General features: G+C 47.5%; 23 protein-coding genes and 1 pseudogene. 20 read left to right on the top strand and 4 right to left on the bottom strand.

Going from position 1 to position 26,233, the window contains the following annotated elements; genetic code table 11:
• The first annotated feature begins 233 nt into the window (after positions 1-233).
• Positions 234-1,751, top strand: a complete 1,518-nt coding sequence (locus J2S00_RS17610) for a class I adenylate-forming enzyme family protein (protein ID WP_307342926.1) — start codon at positions 234-236, stop codon at positions 1,749-1,751.
• Between the two features lie 52 nt (positions 1,752-1,803).
• Positions 1,804-2,562, top strand: coding sequence for a 3-oxoacyl-ACP reductase FabG (gene fabG / locus J2S00_RS17605; protein ID WP_307342923.1), 759 nt, complete (start codon positions 1,804-1,806; stop codon positions 2,560-2,562).
• Between the two features lie 21 nt (positions 2,563-2,583).
• Here the strand turns inward: fabG and J2S00_RS17600 are convergent, their stop codons facing one another.
• The 4 genes from J2S00_RS17600 to J2S00_RS17585 form a co-directional block, all read right to left on the bottom strand.
• Entirely contained in the window at positions 2,584-3,042 is a 459-nt protein-coding gene (locus J2S00_RS17600) for a hypothetical protein (RefSeq protein ID WP_307342920.1), read from the bottom strand.
• A gap of 217 nt (positions 3,043-3,259) precedes the next feature.
• Positions 3,260-3,706, bottom strand: coding sequence for a hypothetical protein (locus J2S00_RS17595; RefSeq protein ID WP_307342917.1), 447 nt, complete (start codon positions 3,704-3,706; stop codon positions 3,260-3,262).
• The gene (locus J2S00_RS17590; RefSeq protein ID WP_307342914.1) at positions 3,703-4,317 is read right to left on the bottom strand and encodes a TlpA family protein disulfide reductase; all 615 of its coding nucleotides are present in this window, start codon (positions 4,315-4,317) and stop codon (positions 3,703-3,705) included. Before J2S00_RS17590 ends, J2S00_RS17595 begins: the two co-directional genes overlap by 4 nt.
• Positions 4,318-4,329: 12 nt before the next feature.
• Positions 4,330-4,857, bottom strand: a complete 528-nt coding sequence (locus J2S00_RS17585) for a MauE/DoxX family redox-associated membrane protein (RefSeq protein WP_307342911.1) — start codon at positions 4,855-4,857, stop codon at positions 4,330-4,332.
• A gap of 389 nt (positions 4,858-5,246) precedes the next feature.
• Between J2S00_RS17585 and J2S00_RS17580 the strand changes: the two genes are divergently transcribed.
• From J2S00_RS17580 to J2S00_RS17495, 18 genes and pseudogenes are all read left to right on the top strand, one after another.
• Positions 5,247-5,933: a CoA transferase subunit A gene (locus J2S00_RS17580; RefSeq protein ID WP_307342909.1), complete on the top strand. Its 687-nt coding sequence runs from the start codon at positions 5,247-5,249 to the stop codon at positions 5,931-5,933.
• Positions 5,917-6,585 (top strand): 3-oxoacid CoA-transferase subunit B, encoded by a 669-nt coding sequence (locus tag J2S00_RS17575; RefSeq protein ID WP_370875896.1) that lies wholly within the window; start codon positions 5,917-5,919, stop codon positions 6,583-6,585. The genes J2S00_RS17580 and J2S00_RS17575 overlap by 17 nt, the downstream gene beginning before the upstream one ends.
• Positions 6,586-6,624: 39 nt before the next feature.
• Positions 6,625-7,650, top strand: a complete 1,026-nt coding sequence (locus J2S00_RS17570) for a TAXI family TRAP transporter solute-binding subunit (RefSeq protein ID WP_307342904.1) — start codon at positions 6,625-6,627, stop codon at positions 7,648-7,650.
• An 87-nt stretch (positions 7,651-7,737) separates the two neighbouring features.
• Positions 7,738-9,690 carry a TRAP transporter permease gene (locus J2S00_RS17565; protein ID WP_307342901.1) on the top strand — a complete coding sequence of 651 codons (1,953 nt, stop codon included), beginning with the start codon at positions 7,738-7,740 and terminating at the stop codon, positions 9,688-9,690.
• 301 nt (positions 9,691-9,991) lie between these two features.
• Positions 9,992-12,067, top strand: coding sequence for a sigma 54-interacting transcriptional regulator (locus J2S00_RS17560; RefSeq protein ID WP_307342898.1), 2,076 nt, complete (start codon positions 9,992-9,994; stop codon positions 12,065-12,067).
• Positions 12,068-12,167: 100 nt separating this feature from the next.
• Complete coding sequence (locus J2S00_RS17555; protein ID WP_307342896.1) at positions 12,168-13,190, top strand: TAXI family TRAP transporter solute-binding subunit; 1,023 nt, start codon at positions 12,168-12,170, stop codon at positions 13,188-13,190.
• Positions 13,191-13,298: 108 nt separating this feature from the next.
• On the top strand, positions 13,299-15,293 hold the full coding sequence (locus J2S00_RS17550) for a TRAP transporter permease (RefSeq protein ID WP_307342893.1): 1,995 nt from the start codon (positions 13,299-13,301) through the stop codon (positions 15,291-15,293).
• A 24-nt stretch (positions 15,294-15,317) separates the two neighbouring features.
• A complete protein-coding gene (locus tag J2S00_RS17545) occupies positions 15,318-16,178 on the top strand; it encodes a 3-hydroxyacyl-CoA dehydrogenase (RefSeq protein WP_307342890.1) in 861 nt (286 codons plus the stop codon).
• 70 nt (positions 16,179-16,248) lie between these two features.
• Positions 16,249-17,397, top strand: coding sequence for an acyl-CoA dehydrogenase family protein (locus J2S00_RS17540; protein ID WP_307342888.1), 1,149 nt, complete (start codon positions 16,249-16,251; stop codon positions 17,395-17,397).
• 147 nt (positions 17,398-17,544) lie between these two features.
• Positions 17,545-18,972, top strand: coding sequence for an MFS transporter (locus J2S00_RS17535; protein WP_307342885.1), 1,428 nt, complete (start codon positions 17,545-17,547; stop codon positions 18,970-18,972).
• A 247-nt stretch (positions 18,973-19,219) separates the two neighbouring features.
• Positions 19,220-20,368, top strand: a complete 1,149-nt coding sequence (locus J2S00_RS17530) for an acyl-CoA dehydrogenase family protein (protein WP_307342883.1) — start codon at positions 19,220-19,222, stop codon at positions 20,366-20,368.
• Between the two features lie 36 nt (positions 20,369-20,404).
• A complete protein-coding gene (locus J2S00_RS17525; protein WP_307342962.1) occupies positions 20,405-21,574 on the top strand; it encodes an acyl-CoA dehydrogenase family protein in 1,170 nt (389 codons plus the stop codon).
• A gap of 84 nt (positions 21,575-21,658) precedes the next feature.
• Entirely contained in the window at positions 21,659-22,822 is a 1,164-nt protein-coding gene (locus J2S00_RS17520; protein WP_307342880.1) for a thiolase family protein, read from the top strand.
• Positions 22,823-22,863: 41 nt separating this feature from the next.
• Positions 22,864-23,751, top strand: coding sequence for a 3-hydroxyacyl-CoA dehydrogenase family protein (locus J2S00_RS17515; RefSeq protein ID WP_307342877.1), 888 nt, complete (start codon positions 22,864-22,866; stop codon positions 23,749-23,751).
• Between the two features lie 113 nt (positions 23,752-23,864).
• Positions 23,865-24,644: an enoyl-CoA hydratase/isomerase family protein gene (locus J2S00_RS17510; protein WP_307342874.1), complete on the top strand. Its 780-nt coding sequence runs from the start codon at positions 23,865-23,867 to the stop codon at positions 24,642-24,644.
• A gap of 56 nt (positions 24,645-24,700) precedes the next feature.
• Positions 24,701-24,913 (top strand): PaaI family thioesterase, encoded by a 213-nt coding sequence (locus J2S00_RS17505; protein WP_307342870.1) that lies wholly within the window; start codon positions 24,701-24,703, stop codon positions 24,911-24,913.
• Complete coding sequence (locus tag J2S00_RS17500) at positions 24,910-26,097, top strand: thiolase family protein (RefSeq protein ID WP_307342867.1); 1,188 nt, start codon at positions 24,910-24,912, stop codon at positions 26,095-26,097. Before J2S00_RS17505 ends, J2S00_RS17500 begins: the two co-directional genes overlap by 4 nt.
• 54 nt (positions 26,098-26,151) lie before the next feature.
• Positions 26,152-26,233 (top strand): annotated as a pseudogene (locus J2S00_RS17495) (electron transfer flavoprotein subunit beta); the annotation flags it as partial.

Below are 26,233 nucleotides of genomic sequence, written 5' to 3'. Positions count from 1 at the left end.
CCATGATTCTTGGGATGGGTGCGATTACATTGATGCAGGAAATCCGCTTGGCCACTGTTTCTGCAGGAACCAATGAGATTATTAAAACCATCATCGCCAAAGAACCGGGGATTGGGAGTTAATTGGCCCACATGGTGTCATATAGTTATACTAAGCAATTGTTTTATACACTGAAATGAATGAATATTTTAATAATATTAAAACATAAACAAATAAAGGGAGGAGAAGTAAAAATGTTAACCGGAGATATATTGCGTCGTTACGCCCAAGAAACCCCACAGCAACTGGTTAGTGTGTTTGAGGGACGCGACACAACGTATGCCCAATTGTATGAACAGTCACAAAGTTTAGCGGCCTATCTCCAGGAAAACGGTTTTGAGAAAGGGGATATTCTGGCTCTGCTGCTCCCTAATTGCGACCGGTTTATGGTGGCCTACTTTGCTTGCCAGCTGGGCGGGTATACCGTTTTGCCCGTGAACACCAGACTGGCAGCCCGGGAAATTGAATATATTTTAAATCATTCCAAAGCAAAGGGATTGCTCTACAGCAGCCAATATCTTGATGTTGTCAATCAGTTGCGTCCAGAGCTGAATGATGTGGAAGAGTATCTAGTTCTCGAGCCCGGTGACTCTGATCCTGCTTTGGAGGCGATTCTTAGTCAGTATACCGACTCATATGACACAAAGGATGGGACGGAGGAGGATGTAGCCGTTATTTTTTACACTTCGGGGACCACTGGGCGGCCCAAAGGAGTGATGTTGACCCACCGCAATTGTGTGTCCGTCAGTGACATGTGGGCCACTGCATTTAAGTTAACCCCTCAGGACCGGGTGCACATCGTGGCGCCGCTCTTTCACTGTGCGGCCAGTCACGTGTTTATGTTGCCCACCATATATGCCGGAGGTACCCTGGTGATCGAGCCTGGTTTCAGCCCCAAACAGTCTCCGAAAACCATGGCAGAGCAAAAGGTGACGGTCTTTTTCGGAGTGCCGGCCATGTACACACTGCTGTTAAACGAACCGGAGATTGAGCAAGTGGAAGTGCCTCACTTGCGTCTCCTGACTTATGGGGCAGCTCCAATGCCGTATGAATTGGTCAAAAAGGTGAAGCAGCGGTTTCCCCAGGCCAAAGTGCAAAACTGTTACGGCCAGACGGAAAATGCTCCCGGAGCCACCACATTAAAAGACCACTATGCCCTCGAAAAAATCGGCTCTGTGGGGGAACCCCTGCCCAATTGCGAAGTGAGGGTGGTTGATGAGCACGGCCAAGATGTGCCTGTTGGAGAGGTCGGTGAAATTATTGTTAAAGGACCCCACGTGATGAAGGGATACTTGTATAATCCTGAGGCGACTCAAGAAGCGATAAAAGACGGGTGGCTGTACAGCGGGGATTTGGGCCGCCTGGATGAAGACGGCCTTTTGTATATCGTGGACCGCAAAAAGGACATGATTATCCGTGGCGGAGAAAATGTATATCCCGTAGAGATTGAGGAAGTCCTGTTTGAAATTCCGGAGATTTTGGAGGCCGCGGTGGTGGGCATTCCCCATAAAGTGTACGGTGAAGTGCCCAAAGCGTACGTGGTGTTAAAAAAAGGGCAAAGCATCAGTGAGGAAAGTATTATAGATTACTGCCGGGAGCGCTTGGCCAAATATAAAGTTCCGGCTGAGGTGGAATTTATCGCTGCCTTGCCCAGAAACGCAAGCGGAAAGGTCTTGAAAACAGTGTTGCGTGGCGAGATCAAGTTTGCCTAGAGATGCTCATTTAACTTAACGGTACAGAGAGTGATAGAAGGGAGAGAAAGACATGCGTTTGGAAAACAGAGTAGCTTTAGTAACGGGGGCCAGCCGGGGAATCGGCAAAGCGATTGCCACCCGTTTGGCCCAGGAAGGGGCGAAAGTGTGTCTGGCGGATATCAATGAGGAACTGGTGCAGGCTGCCGGGCAGGAACTGGAGAACGAAGGATTGACGGTGATGGCTTTGCGCTGTGATGTGACAGACCGCAGTCAGGTGGAAAAAACGGTGGACAGCATTGTCAGTATGTGGGGGCGCCTGGATATCCTGGTTAATAACGCAGGCATTATCCGCGATAACCTGTTATTTAAAATGACGGATGAAGACTGGGAGCAAGTGATGGATGTCCATTTAAAAGGAGCCTTTTATTGCAGCCGGGCTGCGCAAAAATATATGGTGGAACAAAAGTATGGGAGAATCATCAATCTCTCCTCCACGTCAGCCTTGGGAAACAGGGGCCAGGCCAATTATGCCACGGCCAAAGCTGGTTTGCAGGGGTTTACCAAAACCTTGGCCATTGAACTTGGTAAATTTGGCATCACCTGCAATGCCATCGCACCTGGTTTTATTGAGACAGAGATGACAAAAGCAACCGCTGCCAGAGTGGGGGTAGACTTTGAGCAGTTCAGGCAAATGGCCATTCAATCGATTCCAGTAGGAAGGTCTGGCAAGCCTGAGGATATTGCCTACGCCGCCTTATTCTTTGCCTCAGAAGAGGCTTCGTTTGTTAACGGCCAGGTCCTGTATGTGGCCGGGGGTCCCAAAGCATAATAGCCCCCGCTGTTAGATAGATTAAATCTGTGTCATCATCAAGTGAAAGATAACGATGATGAGCATGACACCATTGACAGCATGAATGGCATTCTTGGCTCTCCACATCCTTTTGATCAGCTGTTCGTCGGACAACATGTTCATTTTTCTCAACAGGACGATCGCCAATGTCGGCAGTGTCCGGCTCAGCCCATAGACCATCCCAAACAACAGTCCGGAGTAAGGTTGCTCAAAAATCCCGATGTACACGTACAGCATATAAAACGTCGTATAGGGCACATACGTGAAAAAACCTGCCCCCAATATGAAACCCCATACCATCATATTTTTTGTTTGGGAGGCCCTAAGCCAGGAAGCAGGAATCTGCCATTTAAACTGGGGCAGATTCAAGCGGATCACTTTAAATTCATACAAAATAAACAGCATACCAAGGAGCAGCACAATAAGCAACTTAAAGGGGGCAGGGAACCAAAAGGTCAAAAGAAAAATTAACGCCGTTATACAAAAACCCGCTATCCCTCCGCCTAATAGAGCGATGAGCATGTAGACGGCGTATCTTTTTAAAATTAATTTCCATCTGTCCTCCTCACCGAGGGGTAAGACGGCAAGCGTCACATTGACCCCTCACAAGGTGCAGATTTTGGAGCTTCCAGCTATTAGAGCCAAAGCAAGCAGTATATATTCACTGAGCATCGCATTACACCTCATGATAGACGGTTTGGCTGCATTGGCAATCTAAAGGATGCCGTACATAAGGATTGTTCCAGTGAGGGGTGCAGTCGCAGCAAATTTTGGTGATATAGGGGGATTGAGCGACACACCAGCAGCCTGTGGAAGTATAATCATAAGCAAAGGACAGCTGATAACCATCAGGGCAGGGGGCATCTTCCCTGCAGGCGGCACATGTTCCTTGGCCATAGGGAAAATAGCAATCCCCTGCTGAATACCATACCTCACACCACTCAGTGGACACAGAGCGGACGTTAAACGGGTTGGTTGCAAAACGGATCAAAGTGTTGAACACACCTTCAAACAATGCTTTATTGTGTACGCTGCGTGCCGTATGTTCAGCAACAACCCTGGCCAGGCGGTCCGTTTTTTCACCTCGAAACAGGTCAAACACGGCTTTTCGTTCCTTTCTCAACCCGCAGGTTTATTTTCCGACGTATGATCACTGGTCTCCCTGTCAATCATGCCATCCCTCGGCTCACCTTCAAGAGTGCTGAGCAATGTTTTAAGATGACCCTCGTGATTGCATAACCCTTTGCCCCGCACAACACCCTGTTCATCGATGATAAAAGCAAACGGGGTGACCCGCACCTTACACAAAGAGAAAATGTGTCTGCCGGGATCAAGGACAAGTTGCCCCTGCAGCGTCCGGTCCATCAGCCACCGTTCAAATTCTTCCTTCTCTCCCAGCCCGATTATCACAAAATGAATCCGATCATGAAAAGCTTCATGGGCTGCGTTCCATGCGGGCAGCAGCTGTTCACAGGCCTTACATCTTGGCGAGACAAAAGCAAGCAGGGTGGGTTTATCATACTGTTGGATTGGTGTTGTCACCTTTCCAGCAGGATAAGAAACCCCTTGAAACTGCGGGATGGTGTCGCCGATTGGAATCCCGTCTCTGGAAATGCCTTCCCCTGTACTTAAGTAAACCTCACCAAACTGCCTGAAAAGCAAGAACAGCGAAAAGAAAACGACGGCCTGAGTCAGCCATAAAAGAATGTTGGAGTATAATAATACCTGGTCCATCACAGTCCACCTCTATTTTGTGCTTCTTAAGATGCGCATGGTGTGTTGATGGTGTGTCCATATTTTTTGACAAAGTAAAATCATACCGGTCAGAAAGAGGCCGATGCTGACCGACAAAGGGGTATATACAGCGGCATCATTTGGTGGGGTTAGGATGACGACGAATGTTAAAATAAGCAGTACAAAGATTTTCACCAAAGTAAACAGATCGGCCTGTGCCTCCAAAAAACGCCCGTAACAGCCGCAGATGACGTTCCGTTTAGTTTTTATCACTTGCACAACTGCAAACAAAAAAGACAACAACAAAAAAATGAGGATGGTAGCGCCGTACATCATTGTTTTTGCTGAAGTGAGCAAAATTGCCCCGGCCAGCTCCAGAAAAGGGATGAGTGCACCAGCAACCCGGGCTATGGACTGGGGCAAAATGTTGTATGCTGTAACGGTGTCTAAAAAATGGCGGAGATGAACGATCTTCTGTAACGATGAAAGCAAAAATAAGGCAAAAAGGCTAAAAACCATACCGTTTAAAAAGACATCCATTGCGCGTTTTTTCTCCCCTTATAGTGTCATAAGCCCCAGAGAGCCACAATAGTAAGGGAATGATCTCTTCGTAAGCCCTGGGTGTATTCATTATATTCAAATCAGGAATAACCGTTCATTAAAATCATAGAGGACAGAGTATGATCCAAATCTGGAGAAAATGGATCCGGGATGAATGCCCGGCTTATTTTTTTGATGCAATACAGCAAGTGTTGATGAAAGTTTGCATCGGAATGAAAGTGAGGGTTGTTTAATATAATCACATTAAAGTCAGTAGATTTAAAAACAAACGAATTTTAGGATATATTGGCATGATGATTGCAAATAAATAACCATGAATGAGCAGATAACAGGGTGTATTCAAAACAAGGTATGCCGGGGGTGAGGTTGTGAATAAGTACAAAAAAGCTGACGAAGCGGTCAAATTGATCAAATCTGGTGATACAGTGCTTGTTGGCGGTTTTGGGCTGTCGGGAACGCCACTGACGTTGCTTGATGCATTAACCCATCATCATGCTAAGGAATTGACCGTAATCAGTAACAATCTGGGCGAAGAAGGAAGGGGGCTGGGAAAATTACTCCTTTCGGGGCAGTTAAAGAAGGCGATTGGATCCTATTTTACAACCAACCGGGATGCCGTTGCAGCCTGGTCCAGAGGTGAATTGGAAATTGAGCTGATTCCACAAGGTACGCTGGCTGAGGCCATTCGAGCCGGTGGCGCGGGACTGGGTGGATTTTACACCAAAACGGCCGTTGGAACCAAACTGGCGGAAGGGAAAGAGGTGAGGGAAATTGATGGTGAATGGTATTTGTTTCAAAAGCCCCTGAAAGGGGATGTGGCCCTGATTAAGGCAGCCAAGGCAGACAAACTGGGCAATTTGGTTTATCACCGGACAGCAAGAAATTTTAATCCTGCCATGGCCACCGCAGCAGATCTGGTGATTGCCGAGGTAGACGAGATTGTGGAAACGGGAACGTTCCATCCTGAAGAAGTGGTGACACCCCATGTGTATGTGGATGTGGTTGTGCGGAATCGCTATGTGAAGAAAGGAGGGAAATATGTTGTCCCATCATGAACAGGATCCACGCATTAAAATTGCCAAGCGAGTCGCTCAGGAATTAAGGGAAGGGGACATCGTTAATTTAGGAGTCGGAATTCCCACATTGATTCCGGATTATTTGGGAAAAAAACAGGTGTATTTGCAATCGGAAAATGGGTTGCTCGGCATGGGCCCCACTCCCCCTGAGGAAAAGATTGATATGGATCTGATCAGTGCCAGTAAAAAGCCTGTTTCCATGCTGCCTGGTGCATCCTTGTTCGACAGCGCTGACGCGTTTGCCATGATCAGGGGAGGGCATGTGGATGTCGCGGTCCTGGGGGCCTTGCAAGTGGATCAAAGCGGGGAGATAGCCAATTGGGCCGTTCCTGGACAAAGAATATTAGGTGTGGGGGGAGCCATGGATTTACTGGCGGGGGCAAAAAAAGTGATTGTCACTTTAACTCATCAAACAAAAAACGGGGATCCTAAACTGGTCAAGACCCTGACCTATCCCCGCACCGGCTTGCGAAAGGCAGATTTGATTATCACCGAGAAGGCAGTTTTTCAAGTAGCGGATGGTCAGCTCATTCTGGTAGAGAAGGATCCGGAACTCACACTCGGTCAATTACGGTCAATTACAGACGCTCATTTTGAAATTGCAGCCGATTTGTCTGTCAGTTTCAAATAAACTTATTTACCAATACGGATGGAGGAGTGGATCTTTGAGATGAAAAGAGTTTTATTGATCATGTTATTGGGTATGCTGGTGGTGGCAGCAGCCGCTTGTGGGGGAAGCACCGACACAGGAACGAATGGAGAAGAGGAACAACAAGGGCAAGGAAACCAAAGTGAAAGTGCGACACCTGAGGTTCCTGCCGATTTCACATTTGGAGCAGCCACAGTAGGCGGTTTTTGGTACACCCTGGCCGGTGCGATGGGTGAAGAAATTCAAAAAATATTTCCTGAATCCTCGGTTACTGTTGTCGAAGGGGGCTCGGTTGCCAATCTGCTGGGGTTAGGTGACGGCAGTTTTGTTATCGCTTTCAGCAACGGACAAACCATTCCAGAAGCGTTAAACGGACTGAAGGCGTTTGAAGAACCTATTGCCAATTTCGGGACCATAGCAACCATGTACCCCAATGTGATGCAATTTGTGGTCAGAGCGGACTCGGATATCTACACCATTGAAGATCTGAAAGGAAAGCGGGTTAGCCCGGGAATCCGCGGGTATAGCGGGGAGATTGCTTTCCAACAGATTCTGGATATTCACGGCATGAGTTATGATGATTTGGCAGCAGTTGAATATGTGGGGACGGCTGATGCGGCCAACTTGATCAGAGATGGGCATATAGATGCCTTTGCAGGCATGTTGGTTGCCCCTGCTTCCACGTTTCAGGAATTGGACACGACCATTGGTATCCGTCTTATCTCTTTAGAAGAGTCTACGATACAGGCACTGGGTGAAATCAATGAGGGTTACTTGCCTTATACTGTGGAGGCAGAGACATACGCTAACTTCAAAGAAGATGCACAAACCGTAGCCAGTTATACAGTGCTCTTGGCCAGTACAGATCTATTGAGTGAGGAAGCAGGATATGAGTTGACCAAAATGATCTTTGAACAGCAGGAGCGCTGGGCAACCCTTTCCAATGATTTAAAGGATTTTAATGCAAAGTATTCAGTTGAACATAATATAGGCCCCTATCATCCCGGAGCAGAAAAATACTACCGTGAGTTGGGTTTAATTGAATAGCAGCCAAGGAAGGAACAAGGAAGGGGGCACTTCCCCTTCCTCTCACTTAAATAATCACTCTGTAAAGGAAGGCAGGTGTCACGGCTAATGGTTAAGCCTGTGCTGCCAAACAGGGGGAAAAAGGCAGAAGAGGAGTTGGGATTGACGGAAAAATGCCGTGATTTGAACGGTTGGCAAGGACGTTTGGTGTCCGTCATCGCCGTTCTCATGTCACTGGTTCATCTCTATACGGCTGTCTTTGGCATCTTCGAATCTTTTATGCAGCGATCCATGCACTTAGGATTTTCGTTGATGCTTATTTTTGCTGTGTATCGTCCGTGGAGAAACTCTAACCAAGAGAAAATTGCCTGGTTCGATTGGATGGCCATTATATTATCTATTAGCGTTTTTGCTTATTTCTTCGTAAACGGACAGGATATTGTTTCACGCATGTCTTATATTGAGAAGCTGACTGGGCTGCAAATCGCAATTGGCTTAACTGCATGTTTACTGATCATTGAGGCAACCAGACGTGCAGTAGGCCATGCATTAACAATAATCGTGATTCTTAGCTTGGCTTATGCGGTCTGGGGACATCATCTGCCGGGGGTTTTATCTCACCGCGAGTTTACGCTGATGTGGGTGGTTGACCATCTGTTTTATACCACGTCTGGTGTGTTTGGCATTCCATTGGGGGTTTCGGCCACATTTATTTTTATGTTTGTGCTGTTCGGCAAGTTTTTGGAGATCTCCGGGGCAGGCCAGTTTTTTATTAACTTGGCTGTGGGCTTGATGGGCAAATATAGGGGAGGGCCGGCTAAAACAGCCATTATCGGCAGTTCACTGATGGGGACGATTTCAGGAAGTGCTGTGGCCAATACGGTGACCACTGGTGCTTTTACCATTCCGCTCATGAAAAGAACAGGCTACAAAAAAGAGTTTGCAGGTGCAGTTGAAGCTGTCTCCTCATCCGGCGGACAGATCATGCCGCCCATCATGGGCGCAGCAGCATTTATTATTGCTTCTTACCTGGGGATTACCTATATTGAGGTGGCCATTGCGGCCCTGATTCCGGCCATTCTTTATTATCTATGTTTGTTTGTCCAGGTCGATTTAAGGGCAAAGAGGCAAGGCTTGCAAGGTTTGAGCAAGGATCAGATCCCTTCTGTCAAAACACTGCTCAAAACCGGCTTTCTCTTTTTCATTCCTCTGATAGTTATCGTTGTCATGCTGGTTCAAGGTTATTCTCCCATGCGGGCCGGTTTGTACGCCATTGTTGCCATTATCTTGGTAGCGATGGCCAAAGCAGTCACGCGCCTCAAATTAAAACAAATGATTGAGGCCTTGGATCTGGGAGCAAGAGCAGTTTTGGAAACAGCCATTGCCTGTGCGGCAGCAGGTTTGGTGATCGGGGTTATTACGCTGACAGGTTTAGGGTTGAAATTCAGCAGTATGATTATTTCTCTGGCCGGGGGAAGCTTGTTGCTTACCCTCATTTTTACCATGCTGACTTCCATTATCTTGGGCATGGGACTGCCTACAGTTGCCGCTTATATCGTTCAGGTCGCTTTAACGGTTCCCGCCTTGATTGAATTGGGTGTTACCCCGATTGCCGCCCATCTGTTTGTCTTCTACTTTGCCATCATATCAGCGATTACCCCGCCTGTTGCCTTGGCTGCTTTTGCGGCTGCGGGTATTGCCGGGTCTGAGCCGATGCGCACGGGGATGGTGGCATTGCGTCTGGGAATAGCGGCTTTTATTGTCCCCTATATGTTTGTCTATGGACCCTCCCTACTCTTGGTGGGGGATACCGTTAAAATAATGGTGACGGTCATGACGGCCATTATCGGGATAACCGGTATGGCTGCAGCTGTAGAGGGATGGTTAGTTCGCCAAACACTTTGGTATGAACGTTTGCTGTTGCTGGCCGGCTCCCTCACATTAATAAAACCAGGACTCTATACAGATACTATCGGTATTTTCCTTTTAGGTGTTGCCTATTTGCTGCAGAAGTTGACGTTTAAGACTAAGCTAAACACGTCTGATAATGTGGCTTCTTAACAAATAACACAAACTAAAAATAAGAATTTAATGGCTTAACGGTTGACTGATGCACATATGCATCAGATTTTTTTATCACTAGACTTTAAATTTAGTCTATTTAATTGCTAATTTTCAATTTTATTTTTATTATGGTAATAGTGATGCAAATTAGCATCATTGATGCGATATAACATCATAAAATTCACATTAAATCACATAAATCCAACTTATATTCACAGTTTAAGCTGTCTAGGGGTTTGGCATGGTTCTTGCAAGATAAAAACTGAAAGCGTTTTAACGCTTTGTAGGAGTGATGGGGATGTTCTTAAGGGTCAAGGACGCCATGATTCGTACCAATTTCCGATTTTACACTGATGATCTGCTTGTCGATGCCGCCCATTATTTTACTCAACATCAGTTGAAAGGGGCTCTCGTATTTAATGACCACCAGCAACTGGTTGGCATGATTGATGAGCTTGCGTTAATCAATGGTTTAGCTCAAGGGGGCAAAACCATTAAACAGGTGATGATTCCCTGTGCTCACAGCCTTTATGAGCATGCGTTGATTAGAGATATCATTGATCGGGCAGAGTCTATCTTACCCGTTAAAAATGACAGGGAACAGGTGACAGGTTTTACAACCCGCACACTTCTCTTAGAAAAATTTAAAGAAGAAGTACAGGAACAGCTGGGGCATTTGGATGCCATTTTTAACTCCGCCCACAATGGCATCTTGTCTATTGATGAGCGAGGATGTATCACCTCTATTAATCCAGCGGCGGAAAAGATGGCCGGGACAACGAAAGAAAAAGCGTTAGGCCGGCACTTAAATGAGGTGGTGGCTCCCAGTGGATTGCTTGACGTTGTTAAAACGGGCAAGCCCCACACAGAGAAGTATCAGGTGGGTAACCGCAAGTATATTACCAACCGGACGCCTATCTTTCAAGGGGGTAAAGTTGTCGGGGCGGTAGGCGTCTTTCAGGATATATCAGAAATTGAGTTTATCTCTCAGGAATTGTCCAGTGTTAAAAATCTGTTGTATGAGCTGGATACGGTACTGGAATCCTCCTATGACGCCATTATGATCACCGACGAACGGGGGAACATTATCCGTACCAATAAAGCTTTGTGCCGGATTTTAGGCTTGAAAAACAGACCCCAGCATTACGGGGAATTGGTAGGCACTTGCCTCCAGTCTTCTATTATTTCCCTGGTAAAAGAAAAAGAAGATACGGTGACAGTGATTGAAAGAAACCATACTAAAAACAATTTATTAATGATCACCGGGACGCCAGTTAAGTTTAAAACAAAGATTAAAAGGGTGGTCATTAACATTAGAGATATTACAGAGCTGGATAATCTGCGCCGTGAACTGGATGAGACCAAACGTTATATCCTCCAGCTGGAGGAAGAGAAAACACAGGGACACAAATTTGTGGCTCATTCTGCTGCCATGAAAAAGATACTGGAAAGCATTCAGCAGATTGCCAAGGTGGATTCAACGGTTCTGATCCTTGGGGAATCGGGCGCAGGAAAAGAAGAGATCGCCAATCTGTTACACCGTCTGAGCCCCCGGAGCAGGCACAAGTTCATTAAAATTAACTGCGGTGCCATTCCCGAACAATTGTTGGAATCGGAATTGTTTGGTTATGAGGCAGGGGCTTTTACCGGTGCTAACCGCAAGGGAAAAGAAGGTTTATTTGAAGTGGCTCACAAAGGAACTATTTTCTTGGATGAAATTGGGGAACTCCCTCTGCAATTGCAAGTCAAACTGTTACGTGTTTTGCAAGAGAAGGAGATTATCCGGGTAGGAGGGGTCAAGCCCAAAAAGGTGGATGTGCGTATTGTTGCTGCCACCAATAGGGACCTGGAAAGCTTAGTGAAGGAAGGACGGTTCAGACCGGACTTATTTTACCGTCTTAATGTTGTGCCCATTAAAGTACCGCCCTTACGGGAACGCATCGAGGATATTCCCCTTCTCGTTAATCTCTTTCAGCATAAGTTTAATGAGCAATACAACATGGAGAAGGTTTTCTCAGAGGAAGCCATTCAAGTTTTAACACAATACCACTGGCCGGGTAATGTGAGAGAGCTGGTCAATGTGGTTGAACGGCTTATCGTCACTGTTTCTTCTCCAAAGATTAAAAAGAAGGATGTACAACAGGTCTTGGACACTTTTACAACAGAGAATGAACACAATCTGATTCATGTGAACGGGATCATGCCCTTGAAAGAAGCTGTAGATGAAGTGGAAAAGCAGCTGATCAAAAAGACATTGAAGCTTTGTAATAACACAAGAAGTATGGCCCGCCTGTTACAGGTGAATCAGTCAACCATTGTCAGAAAAATGCAGAAGTTCAGAGATGTAGACTGGCAAGAGATGAAGAGGGGGTGATGGGCTGACAGTACATAAGTAGGGATGGTAAATTGATCAACAGCGATGGATCGGAGACATTGACGTATTTTTATAGCTAAAACATAAGGGGGACTCGTAGGTGAGAAAAAAACGCATGACAAAGTTGTTATCTGTTGCTTCGGTTATAGGAATGATGATTGTTCTGGCTGGGTGCGGCGGTAGTGAAGGGACCGGGGGACAAGGACCGATTAATCACGCTCACATCAGCGGCCCAACAGGTTCAGGCTGGTATCCTATGTCCGTACTCTTTGCTGACATTTGGATGGATGAAATGGAAAACTTTAATGTAACTGTCGTGGAGGGAGGGGCTATAGGCAATATCCGTGAGGTTAATCGGGGAGAGGATGCCCAGTCAGGATTTGCCTTTGCTTCCGACTTTGCCGATGCTGTTCAGGGAACCGGTGTCTTTGAAGGGGAGGTACAAGAGAATGTCCAGGCTATTGGGGCCCTGTATCCGGCTTGGTGGAATTTTGTTGTCATGGATGATAGTCCAATCCAAAGCTTAGAAGATTTTATTCAGCAAGGGGGACACACGATCCCTGGCAATCCAGGTGATGCCAGCGAATTGACGACCCGCAGAGTTTTTGAAGCGATGGGCTATACTTATGAGGACCTGGAGAAGCTTGGTGTGCGCATTTCATATGGCAGTTATTCAGATGCGGCCACACAACTAAGGGACGGTATCATTGATATGGTCGTCCAGGGAGGAGCCCCCGAAGTTGTTGGTCTGAGTGAAATTGATGCCAGCCGTCCGGTACGCCCGCTGCCTATACCGGATGATGTCTTGCAAGCCCTTGATGAAGCGGGTTATGGCTATACCGTAGATATGGTGATTCCTGCCGGCACTTATCGCAACCAAACAGAAGATATACCGACGGTGGTAACCATGTCCATCCTCATCGTGCATAAGGATATGGACGAGGAGATTGTGTACCAAATGACCAAGGCACTGTGGGAAAACCTTGAACGTATCCGGGATGAACAACCGGGTAGGGGCCAATGGATGGATGCAGAGCGTGGCTATACCGAAATCGTCAATCCAGAGGAGAATATCCACCCAGGAGCTTTACGCTATTACAAGGAAATTGGTGTAGCTGAGTAAGTAAGGGGGGATGTCCCCCTTCTTCACTCAATCTTGCCTTGGGCAGAACAGGTGTTTCTGAAATATGGGTTGTGATGTGTATAAGTTTGTGACAGGGGGACAGGTATGATGGCGCAAAGAAACAACAAGGGCCTGGCCAAGGATACAGCAAAAAAAATTGATTTATCCATGGAAAAAGAATCCCTGACAACCAACATAGATAAGGCCATTTATAACCCTGATCAAGTTTCTGTTTTGACAAGGGTGGCTCGGTTGGCGACCGCTCTGTTGGCTATTTGTTTGGCCATTTACATTATTTATTCTGCTGCTTTTGGCGGTCTGCCGTCCTGGCAGCACCGGGCGGTATTTACCTCAGTATTGCTCATTTTGTGTTTCAGTTATGTCCCGTATAAAAAAGGGAATAAACAGTGGCACTGGCTGTTCGATGGATTACCCCTTGTTCTTTCCATTTTCATCTTGCTTTTTGTCTATTTCTCTTATCCAGAGGTGTCCCTCCGGCAAGGAAATCCATCTCTCCTCGATAAACTTGTCGCCACGACCATGGTGGCACTGGTGATCGAGGGTGTACGCCGGACGGTTGGCCTTGCTATGGCTGTGTTGGTGTTGTTCTTCTGGTTGTATATCTTTATTGGGCCTTGGTTTCCGGGACTTTTGGGCCATCAAGGATTTAGTTACCGAAGAATGACGGACACGATGTTTATTACGACAAATGGCATTTTCTCCGATCCGATCTATGTGGCATCTACTATATTGATTCTCTTTTTGCTCTTTGCTGCCTTGTTGTTGCGTACAGGGGCTGGACAATTTTTCATCGAATTGGCGTTTGCCTTGACCGGTCGTTTTCGGGGTGGGCCCGCCTTAGCCTCCGTTTTGTCCAGTGGCATGATGGCGACCATTACGGGAAACGGTGCCGCCAATGCTACCATGACCGGCTCTTTTACGATTCCGCTGATGAAGAAGGTGGGCTACAGTTGTAATTTTTCCGGGGCTGTAGAGGCAGTTGCTTCCCAGGGCGGGCAAATCATGCCTCCTATCATGGGGGCTTCGGCCTTTATTATGGCCGAATATACAGGCATTCCATATATACAGATCGCAGGCTATGCCCTTGCACCTGCCGTTCTCTACTTTCTAGTGGCAGGGATCGTTATTTACTTGCAGGCAAGGAAACAAGGATTGGAAGGCATTCCTAGGGAGCAGCTACCCAATCTATGGACTGTTCTTTATTCCAGAGGTTATTTAATCCTGCCTCTGTTTATCATCATCTTCATGATGGTTAAGGGCTACAGTCCGATGATGGCTGGATTGTGGGCTATTATTTCAGTCTTTGTTTTAAGTCTTTTAAGAAAAGAAACAAGGTTAAGTATGATTGAACTGTTAGCCGCCTTAGAGGCTGGTATTCGTAACTCCATCTCTACTGTCATGGCATGTGCAGGGGCCGGCATTATCGCTGGATCGATAATTATGACCGGTTTGGGCACGCGTTTTTCCCGCTTTGCCATCGAATTGTCAGGCGGTGAATTACTGCCTATGTTACTGATGATCATGTTGGCTTCTATTATTTTAGGCATGGGCATGCCCACCATTTCGGCATATGTGATTTTAGCCACTGTAGCCGTGGGAGGATTGGTCCAAATCGGTGTGCCAGTTATTTCAGCCCATTTCTTTGTCTTTTATTTCGGAATTATGTCAGGGATTACACCGCCAGTGGCCATTACATCTTACATCACGGCCGGAATAGCGGGCGGCGATCCGTTAAAAACTGCTTTTCAGTCACTGCGTATCGGGATGGCTGGATTTATCATTCCTTACATGTTGGTGTATAAGCCGGCTCTGATTTTAGAAGGAAGCACAGCTGATATCATCATTGGATTAGTGACGGCTGCTTTAGGGTTGGTTTCTTTTGCCTCTTGTATTCAAGGTTATTTAGTAACAGGAACATCCCTGTGGCAAAGAGTACTTTTACTGGTTTCATCCTTGTTCTTGGTCACAACCAGCATCGTTGCCAGTATTATTGGTGTCATTTTGTTATTTGGTGTTTGTGTGGCCCAATGGTCGGCCCGTATCAAACAAACCAAGTCACAGCATGATATAAAGTCGTTATAAAAAGAGATGAAAAGGAGTGGTATGATGAGAAACCTGGCTGTTGTTGGCGCAGGTGTCATGGGCAGGGGCATCGCTTACGTTGGCGCCCTGGCCGGCTTTAATGTCTATTTGCAAGATATTAATGAAGCAGCTCTAGACAAAGCTAAAAATGATATTGAGCAGGAAATGAGCAAAAGTGTGCAGCGGGGATATCTACAGCAGCAACAAGTGGAGGAGGCCTTGCCGCGTATCTTTTACACAACGAATCTTGAGAAAGCTTCCAGGGAGGCTGATCTGGTCATTGAAGCTGTCCTGGAAGTCATGGATATCAAAATTGATGTCTTTAAAAAATTAGATCAGATCTGCCCGCCGCATACGGTATTGGCCACCAATACATCAACAATGAGTCCGACAGAGATTGCAGCCCAGACTTCACGTCCCGATAAATGTGTGGCCATGCACTTCTTTAACCCGGTCCACAAAATGAAACTGATTGAAATTATCCGGGGACTGGATACTTCAGATGAGACAGTAGAACTGGCTAAACAGGTGGGCAGCCGCATGGGTAAAGAAACGGTGGAAGTGAATGAATTTCCCGGGTTCGTCACCAGCCGCATGAACTGTTTAATCGGCAATGAAGCGATGAACATGCTGATGGAAGGCGTGGCTTCGGCAGAGGATATTGACAAGGCGATGAAACTGGGATTGAACCATCCCATGGGGCCATTGGAACTAGCTGATTTGGTAGGACTGGACACCCGCCTGCGCAACATGGAATATTTGTATCAGACCTTAGGGGAAAAGTACCGTCCGTGTCCGTTGTTAGTTAAATACGTAAAAGCCGGTCGGTTAGGACGCAAATCAGGGAGAGGATTTTACAATTACGAGAATAGACAAGATCAATAGAGAGACACAAACTGAGACAGAAGAACCCATACAGACTACGGAAATATAACCAACTTAGGAGGGGATTGGAGTGGATTTTAATTTTTCAGAAGAAATTTTAGCGATCAAAAAGAATGTGCAAGATTTTATCACCAATGTGGTTGATCCCGAAGCCCAGACCATTGAAGAGGAAAATGAACTACCGGAGCATATTCTGGAAATGTCCAAAGAAATGGGGCTGTTTGGCATCAGTATCCCCGAGGAATACGGTGGACTGGGTCTCAGCATGCTGGATAAATGCCTCATTTATGAGGAGCTGGGCAAGACCCATAACGGTTACACCACAGTGATTGGGGCCCATACCGGCATTGGCACGGTAGGGATTGTGGAAATGGGCACGGAGGAACAAAAGAAAAAGTATTTGCCTGATATGGCCAGTGGAGCGCGGTTGGGGGCTTTTGCCCTGACTGAACCAAGCGCCGGCTCCCATGCTTATAACCTGAAAACAAGGGCCGTACGCAAAGGGGATAAATATATTTTGAATGGGTCCAAAATTTTCATTACCAATGCCCCTATTGCCGATATTTTTACAGTAATGGCTGTCACTGATCCGGATAAAGGGCCAAAGGGGATTACCTCCTTTATAGTGGAAAAAGACTTCCCGGGTTTTAAACTTGGCAAAATTGAGCAAAAGATGGGTCTCCGCGGCTCCAAGGTGGCCGAATTGATTTTTGAAGATCTGGAAGTACCGGTTGAAAACGTCTTGGGAGGAGAGGGGCAAGGCTATGTCAATGCTCTGAAAATTTTAGCCAATGGCCGTGCTGGCTTGGCAGCCAGAAACTTGGGGTCTGCCCAAAAGCTGCTGGACTTATGCATGGCCTATGCCCAGGAAAGGGTGCAGTTCGGCAAACCCTTAATTGAGATTCAAGCCATCCAGCATATGCTGGCCGAGATGGCCGTTGACATTGAAACCTTGCGTTGGTTTACCTACCGGGTGGCCTGGAGAGTGGACCAGAAACAAAACGTGATCAAAGATGCTGCCATGGTTAAATTGTACGGATCAGAAGTGTATAACCGTGTCGCTGACAAAGCGGTGCAGATTCACGGTGGGATGGGTTATATTCGCGAGTTTGAAGTGGAGCGGTATTACCGTGATGCCCGCATCACCAAAATCTATGAAGGCACTTCCGAAATTCAAAAAAATATTATCGCGGCTCAGTTAAAAAAGGAGTATGCCTAAGCAGATGAAGATTGGCATTGTAGGAGCAGGAGCGGTGGGAGCATTGCTTGGGGAGATGCGTCAGGCTGCGATTGTTCGAAAACTGCAAAAATACCGATTAAAAAAGCCACGGGAGTAATAGGGAGGGAGTAGCAAGTTGAAGCGTAGATGGAAAAAATGAGCAATCAGTTGCAACCGGAACAGGGATTAGCCAATGAAGGACTGGTTTATCGCGCCCTGCAATTTAACGTTTTGATCACTGTGATGAACACGACCATGTTTAATGTGGCGATTCCAGCCATTAGTATGGATTTTATGCTCTCACCGTCTGAGGCATCTTGGGTTGTGATGAGCTATTCGGTAATGTTTGCCCTCGGTACCGTCACTTACGGTCGACTGGCTGATCAGTTTGAACTGAAGAAACTGATAACCATTGGCTTGTCGTTATTGGGCTTAGGTTCGGTTCTGGGTGTGTTAGCCCCTTCGTTTGGCGTGTTAATTGTGGCCCGCTTAATTCAGGCAGCTGGGGCTTCAGCCATACCTGGGTTAGGGATGGTGTTGACGGCCCGCCATATCCCTCTGGAACGAAGGGGAAGAGCCCTGGGCAAAATTGCAGCTGCGTCAAGTCTGGGCTTTGGGCTTGGACCGGTACTGGGCGGCTTTGTTTCACAATTTTTCGGTTGGGCCTCCCTGTTTTTCATTACTTTATTGGGGATGATGATGCTGCCGGTTTATCGTGCCCAGCTGCCAGATGAGGTAAGGAGAAGGGGCCATTTTGATGTTGCCGGCATGGGCTTGCTTGCTCTGGCTGTGATCGGGATGCTGGTGTGGATCAGTACGGGAAATGATTGGTTTTTGTTCGGTCTGATCTCACTGGTACTGTTTTGGATCCATATTGGCCGTGTACAAACCCCCTTTATTTCCAGACAACTGTTGACCAGCCGGGGGTATGTCCCGTTGGTGGTACTTAGTTTTCTTGTCTTTTTTCAGTATTTTGCCATCTTGTTTATGGTCCCGCTCCTTCTTGCTGACATCTACCAGTTGCCAACAATGGGGATAGGTTTTGTTATTTTCCCTGGGGCCTTCTGTTCAGCGCTTGCCTCATTTTTAATCGGCCGCTGGTTTGATCAGGCCTCACCCATCCCGTTCTTCACCGGAGGCATTGGCCTGCTCATGATGGCGTTAATCTTATTTTCATGCTTGGGATATTTCTCATTCTGGCTGGTCATGGCTTTCTACTTGCTGGCAGCCATAGGGTTTACCATCATGACCACAGGCATCCCAAGAGAGGTAAGCATTGCTTTAGACAGCCGGCAAATTGGTGCGGGAATAGGATTTCTACAACTCTGCCAGTTTTTTGGAGGGGCTTTTGGAGTGGCCAGCACTGGGCGGCTTTTGGAATATAACACACAGCCGCACGTCATTTTTAACTTATGGTGGGAAGGCCCCCATGTTGAATATGGTCACACATTTGCTTTGATGGTTACGATTTCTTTCTTCGCCCTTGGAGTATATCTGTTGCACTTATACGGACAGTTCAGGAAACAAAACCAGGATAAAGATGAGGAGCAGGAGGATTTGCAACTGACTAAATAGTTTTTGCGCGGGATTTCGTGTTGATGCAAAACTGCATGATAGTATCATTCAAAAATGAATCGACGTTTATATGATAGATTTCTTAATTTATCTCACTGTTTAGACAAAGTGTATGCCTGGGTTTAATACAAAAGTGAATCCTGCTTTCATCATTGAAAGACGAATGACCAGTCACAGCGACCATTTCTATTTTGGCATCATTTTTGCATGAATATTTTCGAAAGATAGTGAACATGGAGGGAAATTAATGTTTGCCAAGTTAACAACTGAAGTGGAACAAATGAGGACCATGATCCGCAACTTTGTAGAGAATGAGGTGGAACCTTGTGCCCAGCAAATTGAAGAAGAGGATGCTATCCCAGAGCATTTAGTGGAAAAAGCCAAAGCGTTAGGCCTGTTTGGGATGAGTATTCCGGAAGAGTATGGGGGGATCGGGCTGAATACAGTGGGTAAAGCGGTCATTTTACAAGAATTAGGGCGGACCCACAATGGTTTTGTCTCCCTGATTAGTGCCCACACGGGCATTGGTAGTACAGGTTTGGTCAAGCTGGCTTCTGAACGGCTCAAAGAGAAATACTTACCCAGAATGGCCACAGGAGAATTAATTGCTGCTTTCGCTTTGTCTGAACCGTCTGCGGGCTCCGACGCCACTAATCTGAAAACACGGGCCGAAAAGCGGGGAGACAAGTGGATTCTCAATGGCATGAAGCACTTTATCACCAATGGTCCGGTGGCTGATGTGATCACTGTTTTTGCCGTGACGGACAAGGAGAAAGGAGCCAAGGGAGGGATCACTGCCTTTTTGGTAGAGAAAAACTTCCCTGGTTTTAGCGTGGGCAAAATTGATAAGAAGATGGGGTTGAGAGGTTCTTATACATCCCAAATTATTTTTGAAGATTGTGAAGTACCTGAAGAAAACGTCATTGGTGAAGTGGGCATGGGGTATGTCTCTGCTTTGAAAATCCTGGGTGAGGGACGAGTAGGTTTGGCCGCCAGAAGTGTAGGCTCTTGCGACAAATTGATTGAGATGTCGGCCCGTTACGCCAAGGAAAGGGTTCAGTTTGGCAAACCGATTGCCGAAAATCAGGGCATCCAGTGGATGCTGGCCGAAATGGCCACTGAAACGGAAGCAGCCCGCACGCTGACACTGAAGGCAGCCCAGCTGATTGATGAAGGTAAGAAAGCGATCAAAGAGGCTTCCATGGCCAAACTGTTTGCCACAGAAGTGTTTAACCGGGTGGCAGATAAAGCGGTCCAAATTCACGGTGGGATGGGATATATTGCTGAATACCCGGCGGAACGTTTTTACCGGGATGCCCGTATCACCAAGATTTATGAAGGGACAAATGAAATTCAAAAGATCATTATTGCCCGCCAGGTGCTTAATGAAGTGTAAAAAGGCTGAACATTATTGGAAAGGGGATAAGAGATGATTGACTTTAGCTTAACTGAGGAGCAAAAAGAGTTTCAAAAGCTGGCCCGGGATTTTGCCAAGAATGAGATCCGACCCGTGGCTCATATCTATGATGAGTCGGAAGAGATGCCCTGGGAAGTGATCAAAAAAGCAGCGAAGCTGGGACTGACAGCTTACCGGTATCCGGCAGAATATGGCGGATTGGGCATTAACGACCCTATTACGTCACTTATTATTACCGAGGAGCTGGCCTGGGGTTGTGCTGGCATTGCTACAGCCATAAACGGGACTGGTCTGGCTGCCACAGCCATTATGATTGCCGGAACGGAAGAACAAAAGAAAAAGTATATTCCCATGTTTTGCGATCCTGATAACCCCAGGTTAGGGGCTATGGGGCTGACGGAGCCAGGGGCAGGTTCTGATGTGGCTTCCATGAAGACAACTGCGATCAGAGATGGAGATGAATATGTACTGAATGGGACAAAACAGTTTATCACCAATGGGGGCATCGCTGACGTTCATGTTATTTTTGCCCAAACACAGCCAGGCTCTGGCTGGGAGGGAATCGCGGCATTTGTGGTGGATAAAGACACAACTGGCCTGAAAATGGGTCAAAAAGAGAAAAAAATGGGTGTTCGTGCCTCTCACACAGCCCAGGTCATTCTGGAAGATTGCCGCATTCCCGCTGAAAACAGACTGGGAGGGGAGCCCGGTTCTCCCACTTATATCACCGGTTTGGCTGCCTTAAAAATGCTTGAAGCGACCCGGCCGTCGGTGGGGGCTGCTGCCTTAGGCATAGCCCGGGCTGCTTATGAATATGCCTTGGAGTATGCCAGAGAGCGCAAGCAGTTTGGCAAACCGATTATTAAACAGCAGGCGATTGCCTTTAAACTGGCCGATATGGCCACAGAGATTGAAGCAGCCAGACTTTTGATCTGGAAGGCGGCCTGGATGGTAAAAAATAAGCTGCCTTTTACACGGGGTGAAGGAAGCATGGCCAAACTGTTTGCCGGTGATGTGGCCGTCAGAACAGCCCTGGAGGCGATTCAAATTTTGGGTGGCTATGGTTATATCAGGGAGTACCCCGTTGAGAAATTCCTGCGGGATGCAAAGATTTATCAAATTTGGGAAGGGACAGCTGAGATCCAGCGTTTGGTTATTTCGCGCATGATTGAGAAGAATGGATAAGATTTCCGTTTATTAAGGCCATAACAGAGTGAGAGTGGAGAGGGGACACCTACAATATAATGTTTTAAGGGGATGATGTGAAATATGAATGAGGCGGTTATTGTTTCTGCTGTCAGAACCCCTATTGCTAAGGCAAGGGGTGCTTTAAAAAATTTACACCCTTCTGTTTACGGGGCACTGGTGATCAAAGAGGCACTTAAACGGGCTGGTCTTGAGGGGGGTGAAGTGGAAGATGGGATTTTCGGTAACTGTCTGGCGGGAGGGGGTAATATGGCCCGGCTGACGCTTTTGGAAGCGGGATTACCGCTCTTCGTTCCGGGCATCACCATTGACCGGCAATGTGGTTCAGGCATCAATGCAGCGGTCTTGGCAGCCCAGTCGGTCCGGTCAGGAAGTGCCGACATTCTTGTTGCTGGCGGGACGGAAAGTATGACCCGGACCCCTTACCTGCTTGCCCCTCAGGAGCGGGCGTTTGACCGCAATCCGCCCCAGTTTGTCAGACGCCGGCTATCTCCCGATTCAATCGGCGATCCGCCGATGGGCATTACGGCTGAAAATTTGGCGGAACAATATGGAATTTCCAGAGAAGAGCAAGATCAATTTGCCTATGAAAGCCAGCAAAAAATGGCCAGAGCGATGACAGAAGGGCGGTTTCAAGAGCAAATTGTACCTGTTCCCTTAAAAGGAAAACAAGGGGAAACCATTTTATTTGATACCGATGAGCATCCCCGCCCTGAAACGACCATGGAAGCCCTGCTCAAGCTGCCGCCTGTGTTTAAGGAAGGGGGAACGGTGACGGCCGGAAATTCTTCAGGCGTTAACGACGGTGCTTCTGCGCTGGTGATCATGTCTGACAGGGAGGCGGCCAAAAGGGGCTTGGAACCCCTGGCACGCATCACCCATTGGGCGGTGGCTGGGGTAGATCCCAATATCATGGGGATTGGTCCAGTTCCGGCGACGCAAAAAGTGTTGGAGAAGGCCGGTAAAAGCCTGGATGACATTGATCTGATAGAGATCAATGAAGCTTTTGCCGCACAAGTACTGGCCTGTGACCGGGAACTACACTTTGACCGGTCTAAAGTAAATGTGAACGGAGGCGCCATTGCTCACGGCCATCCCATTGCCGCTACCGGGGCCATGCTCATCACCAAGCTCGTCTATGAAATGAAGCGGCGTGATGTAAAGCGGGGGTTGGTTACTGCTTGCATTGGCGGGGGCCAGGGCATCGCTGTTATTGTGGAAAGATAGTGGATTTAAATTAAGAATTATTATATGGAGGGATGATGATCATGCATATTGATCAAGTGAAACAGATTGCTGTGATTGGTTCTGGAGCGATGGGTTCCCAGATTGCCATGGTGTGTGCCTTGGCAGGCTATCCTGTCACCGTGCAGGATATTCAGGAGGAGAGTTTGCAAAAGGCCAAAGCATCCCTGGAAGGACATATGGAACGCCGGGTGAAAAAAGGCAGACTGACGGCCGAGGAAGTGAAGGCAGCCTTTGAACGGTTGCATTTTACCACTTCCCTTGAGGAGGCCGTGAGGGAAGCCGATTTTGTCATTGAGGCCATTATTGAAAAGCTGGATGCCAAGCGGGAATTGTTTGCCAAGCTGGACCAATTGGCTCCGCCTCATGCCATATTGGCGACCAACAGTTCCACGATTGTCAGCTCTAAGATCGCCGATGCCACCCAGCGGCCGGAAAAAGTGTGTAATATGCACTTCTTTAATCCGGCACTGGTCATGGAACTGGTTGAAGTGGTGCAAGGTCCCCACACGTCTGAAGAAACCGCCCAAGTCACGTTTGATTTAACCAAACGGATTAATAAAACCCCGATCTGGCTGAAAAAAGAAATTTCCGGCTTTGTGGCCAACCGCATCCTGGGCAAAGTGATGGATGAAGCGATATATCTGCTTGAACAAGGCATTGCCACCCATGAGGAAATTGATTTGGCTTGCACCAAAGCATTGAACCATCCCATTGGTCCCTTTGCCTTAATGGATTTGACTGGCATAGATGTTAATTATCTCGTGCGTATGCAACGCTATCAGGAGACCGGCGATCCCGCTGACAAGCCTTCCAAAACGGTAATGGAAAAATATGAACGGGGTGAGTGGGGACGCAAGACAGGAAAGGGCTTTTACACGTATACGGAAGATCCCGCCCTTAAGAAATAGACAAAAATGTGTTTATTAGACAATAAAGCTGATGATGGAACTAGAGGATAGATTGAAAGAGTGGAGAGACCATACTGGCTAGTCAAAAGTCTGGAGTAAGGAGAGAAGAAACAATGGGTTTTGAAAACATTAAAGTGGAGTACAGCGGCAGATTGGCCTACATCATCATCAATCGTCCTGAGGTGCGCAACGCCTTAAATAAGCATACGTTAGATGAAATGAAACAGGCGTTGGAAGAATTGAAGACCAACCTAGATGTCGGGTGTGTTGTGTTTACGGGGGCTGGGGAGAAATCTTTCGCGGCCGGAGCCGACATTGCCCAATTAAATGAGAAGGGGATGCTGGATGCCCTTCAGTCTGGTTCAATGCAGGAATTTTACGATTATATTGAGCTGTATGAGAAACCAACCATTGCCATGATCAATGGTTTTGCCCTTGGCGGAGGGTGTGAACTGGCCATGGCTGCGGATATCCGCATCGCTTCAACCAACGCCAAACTGGGCCTGCCTGAACTGAATCTGTCCATTATCCCTGGTGCCGGTGGAACCCAGCGGCTGGCCCGCATTGTCGGTAAAGGAAAAGCGCTGGAAATGATCCTGACCGGCAAAATTATCACCGCTGAAGAAGCAGAGCGGATCGGTTTAGTCAGTGCCGTTGCTGAACCAGCGCAGTTACAAGCCAAAGTGGAGGAAGTTGCAGAACAAATCCTGGCCAAAGGGCCGTTAGCAGTCCGTTTAGCCAAATTGTCCGTTCACTATGGCACAGAAACGGATATCAAAACCGGCTTGCTGATTGAAAAACTCTCCCAGGCAATCCTTTTTGCCACCGAAGACAAACAGGAAGGAACCCGGGCTTTTCTGGAGAAGAGGAAAGCTAACTTTCAGGGCAAGTAAGAGCAAGTTCCGATTATTATCGCTTGGGGGGATAATACGGCATCACCATTCGCTCTATGGTTAAACAGCCGCTGGCTACTATTAATATGAATATTCATTATTTTGCCCCTGTTCGTCAAGGAAAACTGGTGGCCAAAGCTCATGTCATTCAGCAAGGATACCGTATCATCTCTGCGGAAGGTGAAATCGCTGATGAAGAGGGGCGCTTGTTAGCCAAAGGCATGGCCACATTTAAAGTTCTGCGCAATCAAGGGGGGAGTAAGACATGAACAAGGAACATGTCGTTATTGTCAGTGCTGTGAGAACTCCGATCGGCCGGTTTGGGGGTTCCCTGAAAGATATCTCTTCCGGTCACTTGGCTGCCCATGTGATCAAAGAGGCGGTCAGCCGGGCGGGCATCTCCCCGGAACAAGTAGATGAAGTGATTATGGGGGAGGTTCGTCAAACAACCGAATCGTCCAACGTGGCCAGGGTTGCGGCGCTTCGGGCAGGCATCCCCGAAACATCACCCGCTTTTACCGTGAACCGTTTATGTGCTTCAGGCATGCAGGCCATTGCTACTGCTGTGCAGCAAATTGCGTTTCAGCAGGCAGACATTGTAGTGGCTGGGGGAACTGAAAATATGAGCCGGGCGCCTATCTATCTCCGCCAAGCCCGCTTTGGAGAAGGAACACCTCATCTTGTCGACTCCAATTTAGAAAACGGGCAGCAACCGATGGAGATCTACGGCAGTCATTTGGGGATGGGGATGACAGCCGAAAACGTGGCTGAACGGTACCAGATAAGCCGGGAAGATCAGGACGCTTTTGCCCTGCAAAGCCAGCAGAAAGCAGTCAAAGCGATCAATGAAGGGAAATTTAAAGAAGAAATTGTACCAGTTGAAGTCAAACAAAAAAAGCAAACTTTTCTGTTTGATACCGATGAGTTCCCCCGTCCAAACACCACCCTGGAAGTGTTGAGTCAACTCCGTCCTGCATTTAAGGAAGGGGGAACGGTAACGGCGGGCAATGCTTGCGGTCGGAATGACGGTGCCACAGCGCTTGTTTTAATGAGTGAAGAAAAGGCGAAGGCATTGTCCCTTCAGCCACTGGCTCGTATTGTGGATTGGGCCACAGCTGGTGTATCCCCCGAGGTAATGGGTATCGGTCCTGTTCCTGCACTGCAAAAACTCCTGGGACGAACCGGCAAGCGTCTGGATGAGATCGGCTTGATTGAGCTGAATGAAGCGTTTGCCGCCCAAGCTGTGGCCGTGATCCGGGAAGCACAGCTTGATCCGGAAAAAGTGAATGTGAACGGAGGCGCCATTGCGTTGGGGCATCCCCTTGGTGCAACAGGAGCCAGAATTGTTACCACATTGCTGTATGAGATGAGGAGAAGAAATGAGCAGTATGGCATTGCCACCTTGTGTGTCGGGGGCGGGCAAGGCATGGCCATGATGCTTGAATTGGTCTAAAAAACAGCCCGCATGCTTTATCACATTTGGGTCCTATTGTAAGGAGGGAACAAGATGAACATTTTAGTGCTGATGAAACGCACCTTTGATACCGAAGAAAAAGTGCAAATTGAGAACAACGCCATCGTCGATGACG

It is taken from the genome of Caldalkalibacillus uzonensis (assembly GCF_030814135.1).
GTDB lineage: Bacteria > Bacillota > Bacilli > Caldalkalibacillales > Caldalkalibacillaceae > Caldalkalibacillus > Caldalkalibacillus uzonensis.
Note: the sequence above shows the minus strand (reverse complement) of the source record. Positions and strands in the feature narration are given on the sequence as shown.

Excerpts from the sequence above, each read along its gene's own strand:
- J2S00_RS17610 (WP_307342926.1), top strand. The coding sequence starts at position 234 with ATGTTAACCGGAGATATATTGCGTCGTTACGCCCAAGAAACCCCACAG.
- fabG (WP_307342923.1), top strand. The coding sequence starts at position 1,804 with ATGCGTTTGGAAAACAGAGTAGCTTTAGTAACGGGGGCCAGCCGGGGA.
- J2S00_RS17590 (WP_307342914.1), bottom strand. The coding sequence starts at position 4,317 with ATGGACCAGGTATTATTATACTCCAACATTCTTTTATGGCTGACTCAG.
- J2S00_RS17585 (WP_307342911.1), bottom strand. The coding sequence starts at position 4,857 with ATGGATGTCTTTTTAAACGGTATGGTTTTTAGCCTTTTTGCCTTATTT.
- J2S00_RS17575 (WP_370875896.1), top strand. The coding sequence starts at position 5,917 with ATGTTGTCCCATCATGAACAGGATCCACGCATTAAAATTGCCAAGCGA.
- J2S00_RS17570 (WP_307342904.1), top strand. The coding sequence starts at position 6,625 with ATGAAAAGAGTTTTATTGATCATGTTATTGGGTATGCTGGTGGTGGCA.
- J2S00_RS17565 (WP_307342901.1), top strand. The coding sequence starts at position 7,738 with ATGGTTAAGCCTGTGCTGCCAAACAGGGGGAAAAAGGCAGAAGAGGAG.
- J2S00_RS17560 (WP_307342898.1), top strand. The coding sequence starts at position 9,992 with ATGTTCTTAAGGGTCAAGGACGCCATGATTCGTACCAATTTCCGATTT.
- J2S00_RS17550 (WP_307342893.1), top strand. The coding sequence starts at position 13,299 with ATGGCGCAAAGAAACAACAAGGGCCTGGCCAAGGATACAGCAAAAAAA.
- J2S00_RS17545 (WP_307342890.1), top strand. The coding sequence starts at position 15,318 with ATGAGAAACCTGGCTGTTGTTGGCGCAGGTGTCATGGGCAGGGGCATC.
- J2S00_RS17535 (WP_307342885.1), top strand. The coding sequence starts at position 17,545 with ATGGAAAAAATGAGCAATCAGTTGCAACCGGAACAGGGATTAGCCAAT.
- J2S00_RS17530 (WP_307342883.1), top strand. The coding sequence starts at position 19,220 with ATGTTTGCCAAGTTAACAACTGAAGTGGAACAAATGAGGACCATGATC.
- J2S00_RS17520 (WP_307342880.1), top strand. The coding sequence starts at position 21,659 with ATGAATGAGGCGGTTATTGTTTCTGCTGTCAGAACCCCTATTGCTAAG.
- J2S00_RS17515 (WP_307342877.1), top strand. The coding sequence starts at position 22,864 with ATGCATATTGATCAAGTGAAACAGATTGCTGTGATTGGTTCTGGAGCG.
- J2S00_RS17510 (WP_307342874.1), top strand. The coding sequence starts at position 23,865 with ATGGGTTTTGAAAACATTAAAGTGGAGTACAGCGGCAGATTGGCCTAC.
- J2S00_RS17505 (WP_307342870.1), top strand. The coding sequence starts at position 24,701 with ATGGTTAAACAGCCGCTGGCTACTATTAATATGAATATTCATTATTTT.
- J2S00_RS17500 (WP_307342867.1), top strand. The coding sequence starts at position 24,910 with ATGAACAAGGAACATGTCGTTATTGTCAGTGCTGTGAGAACTCCGATC.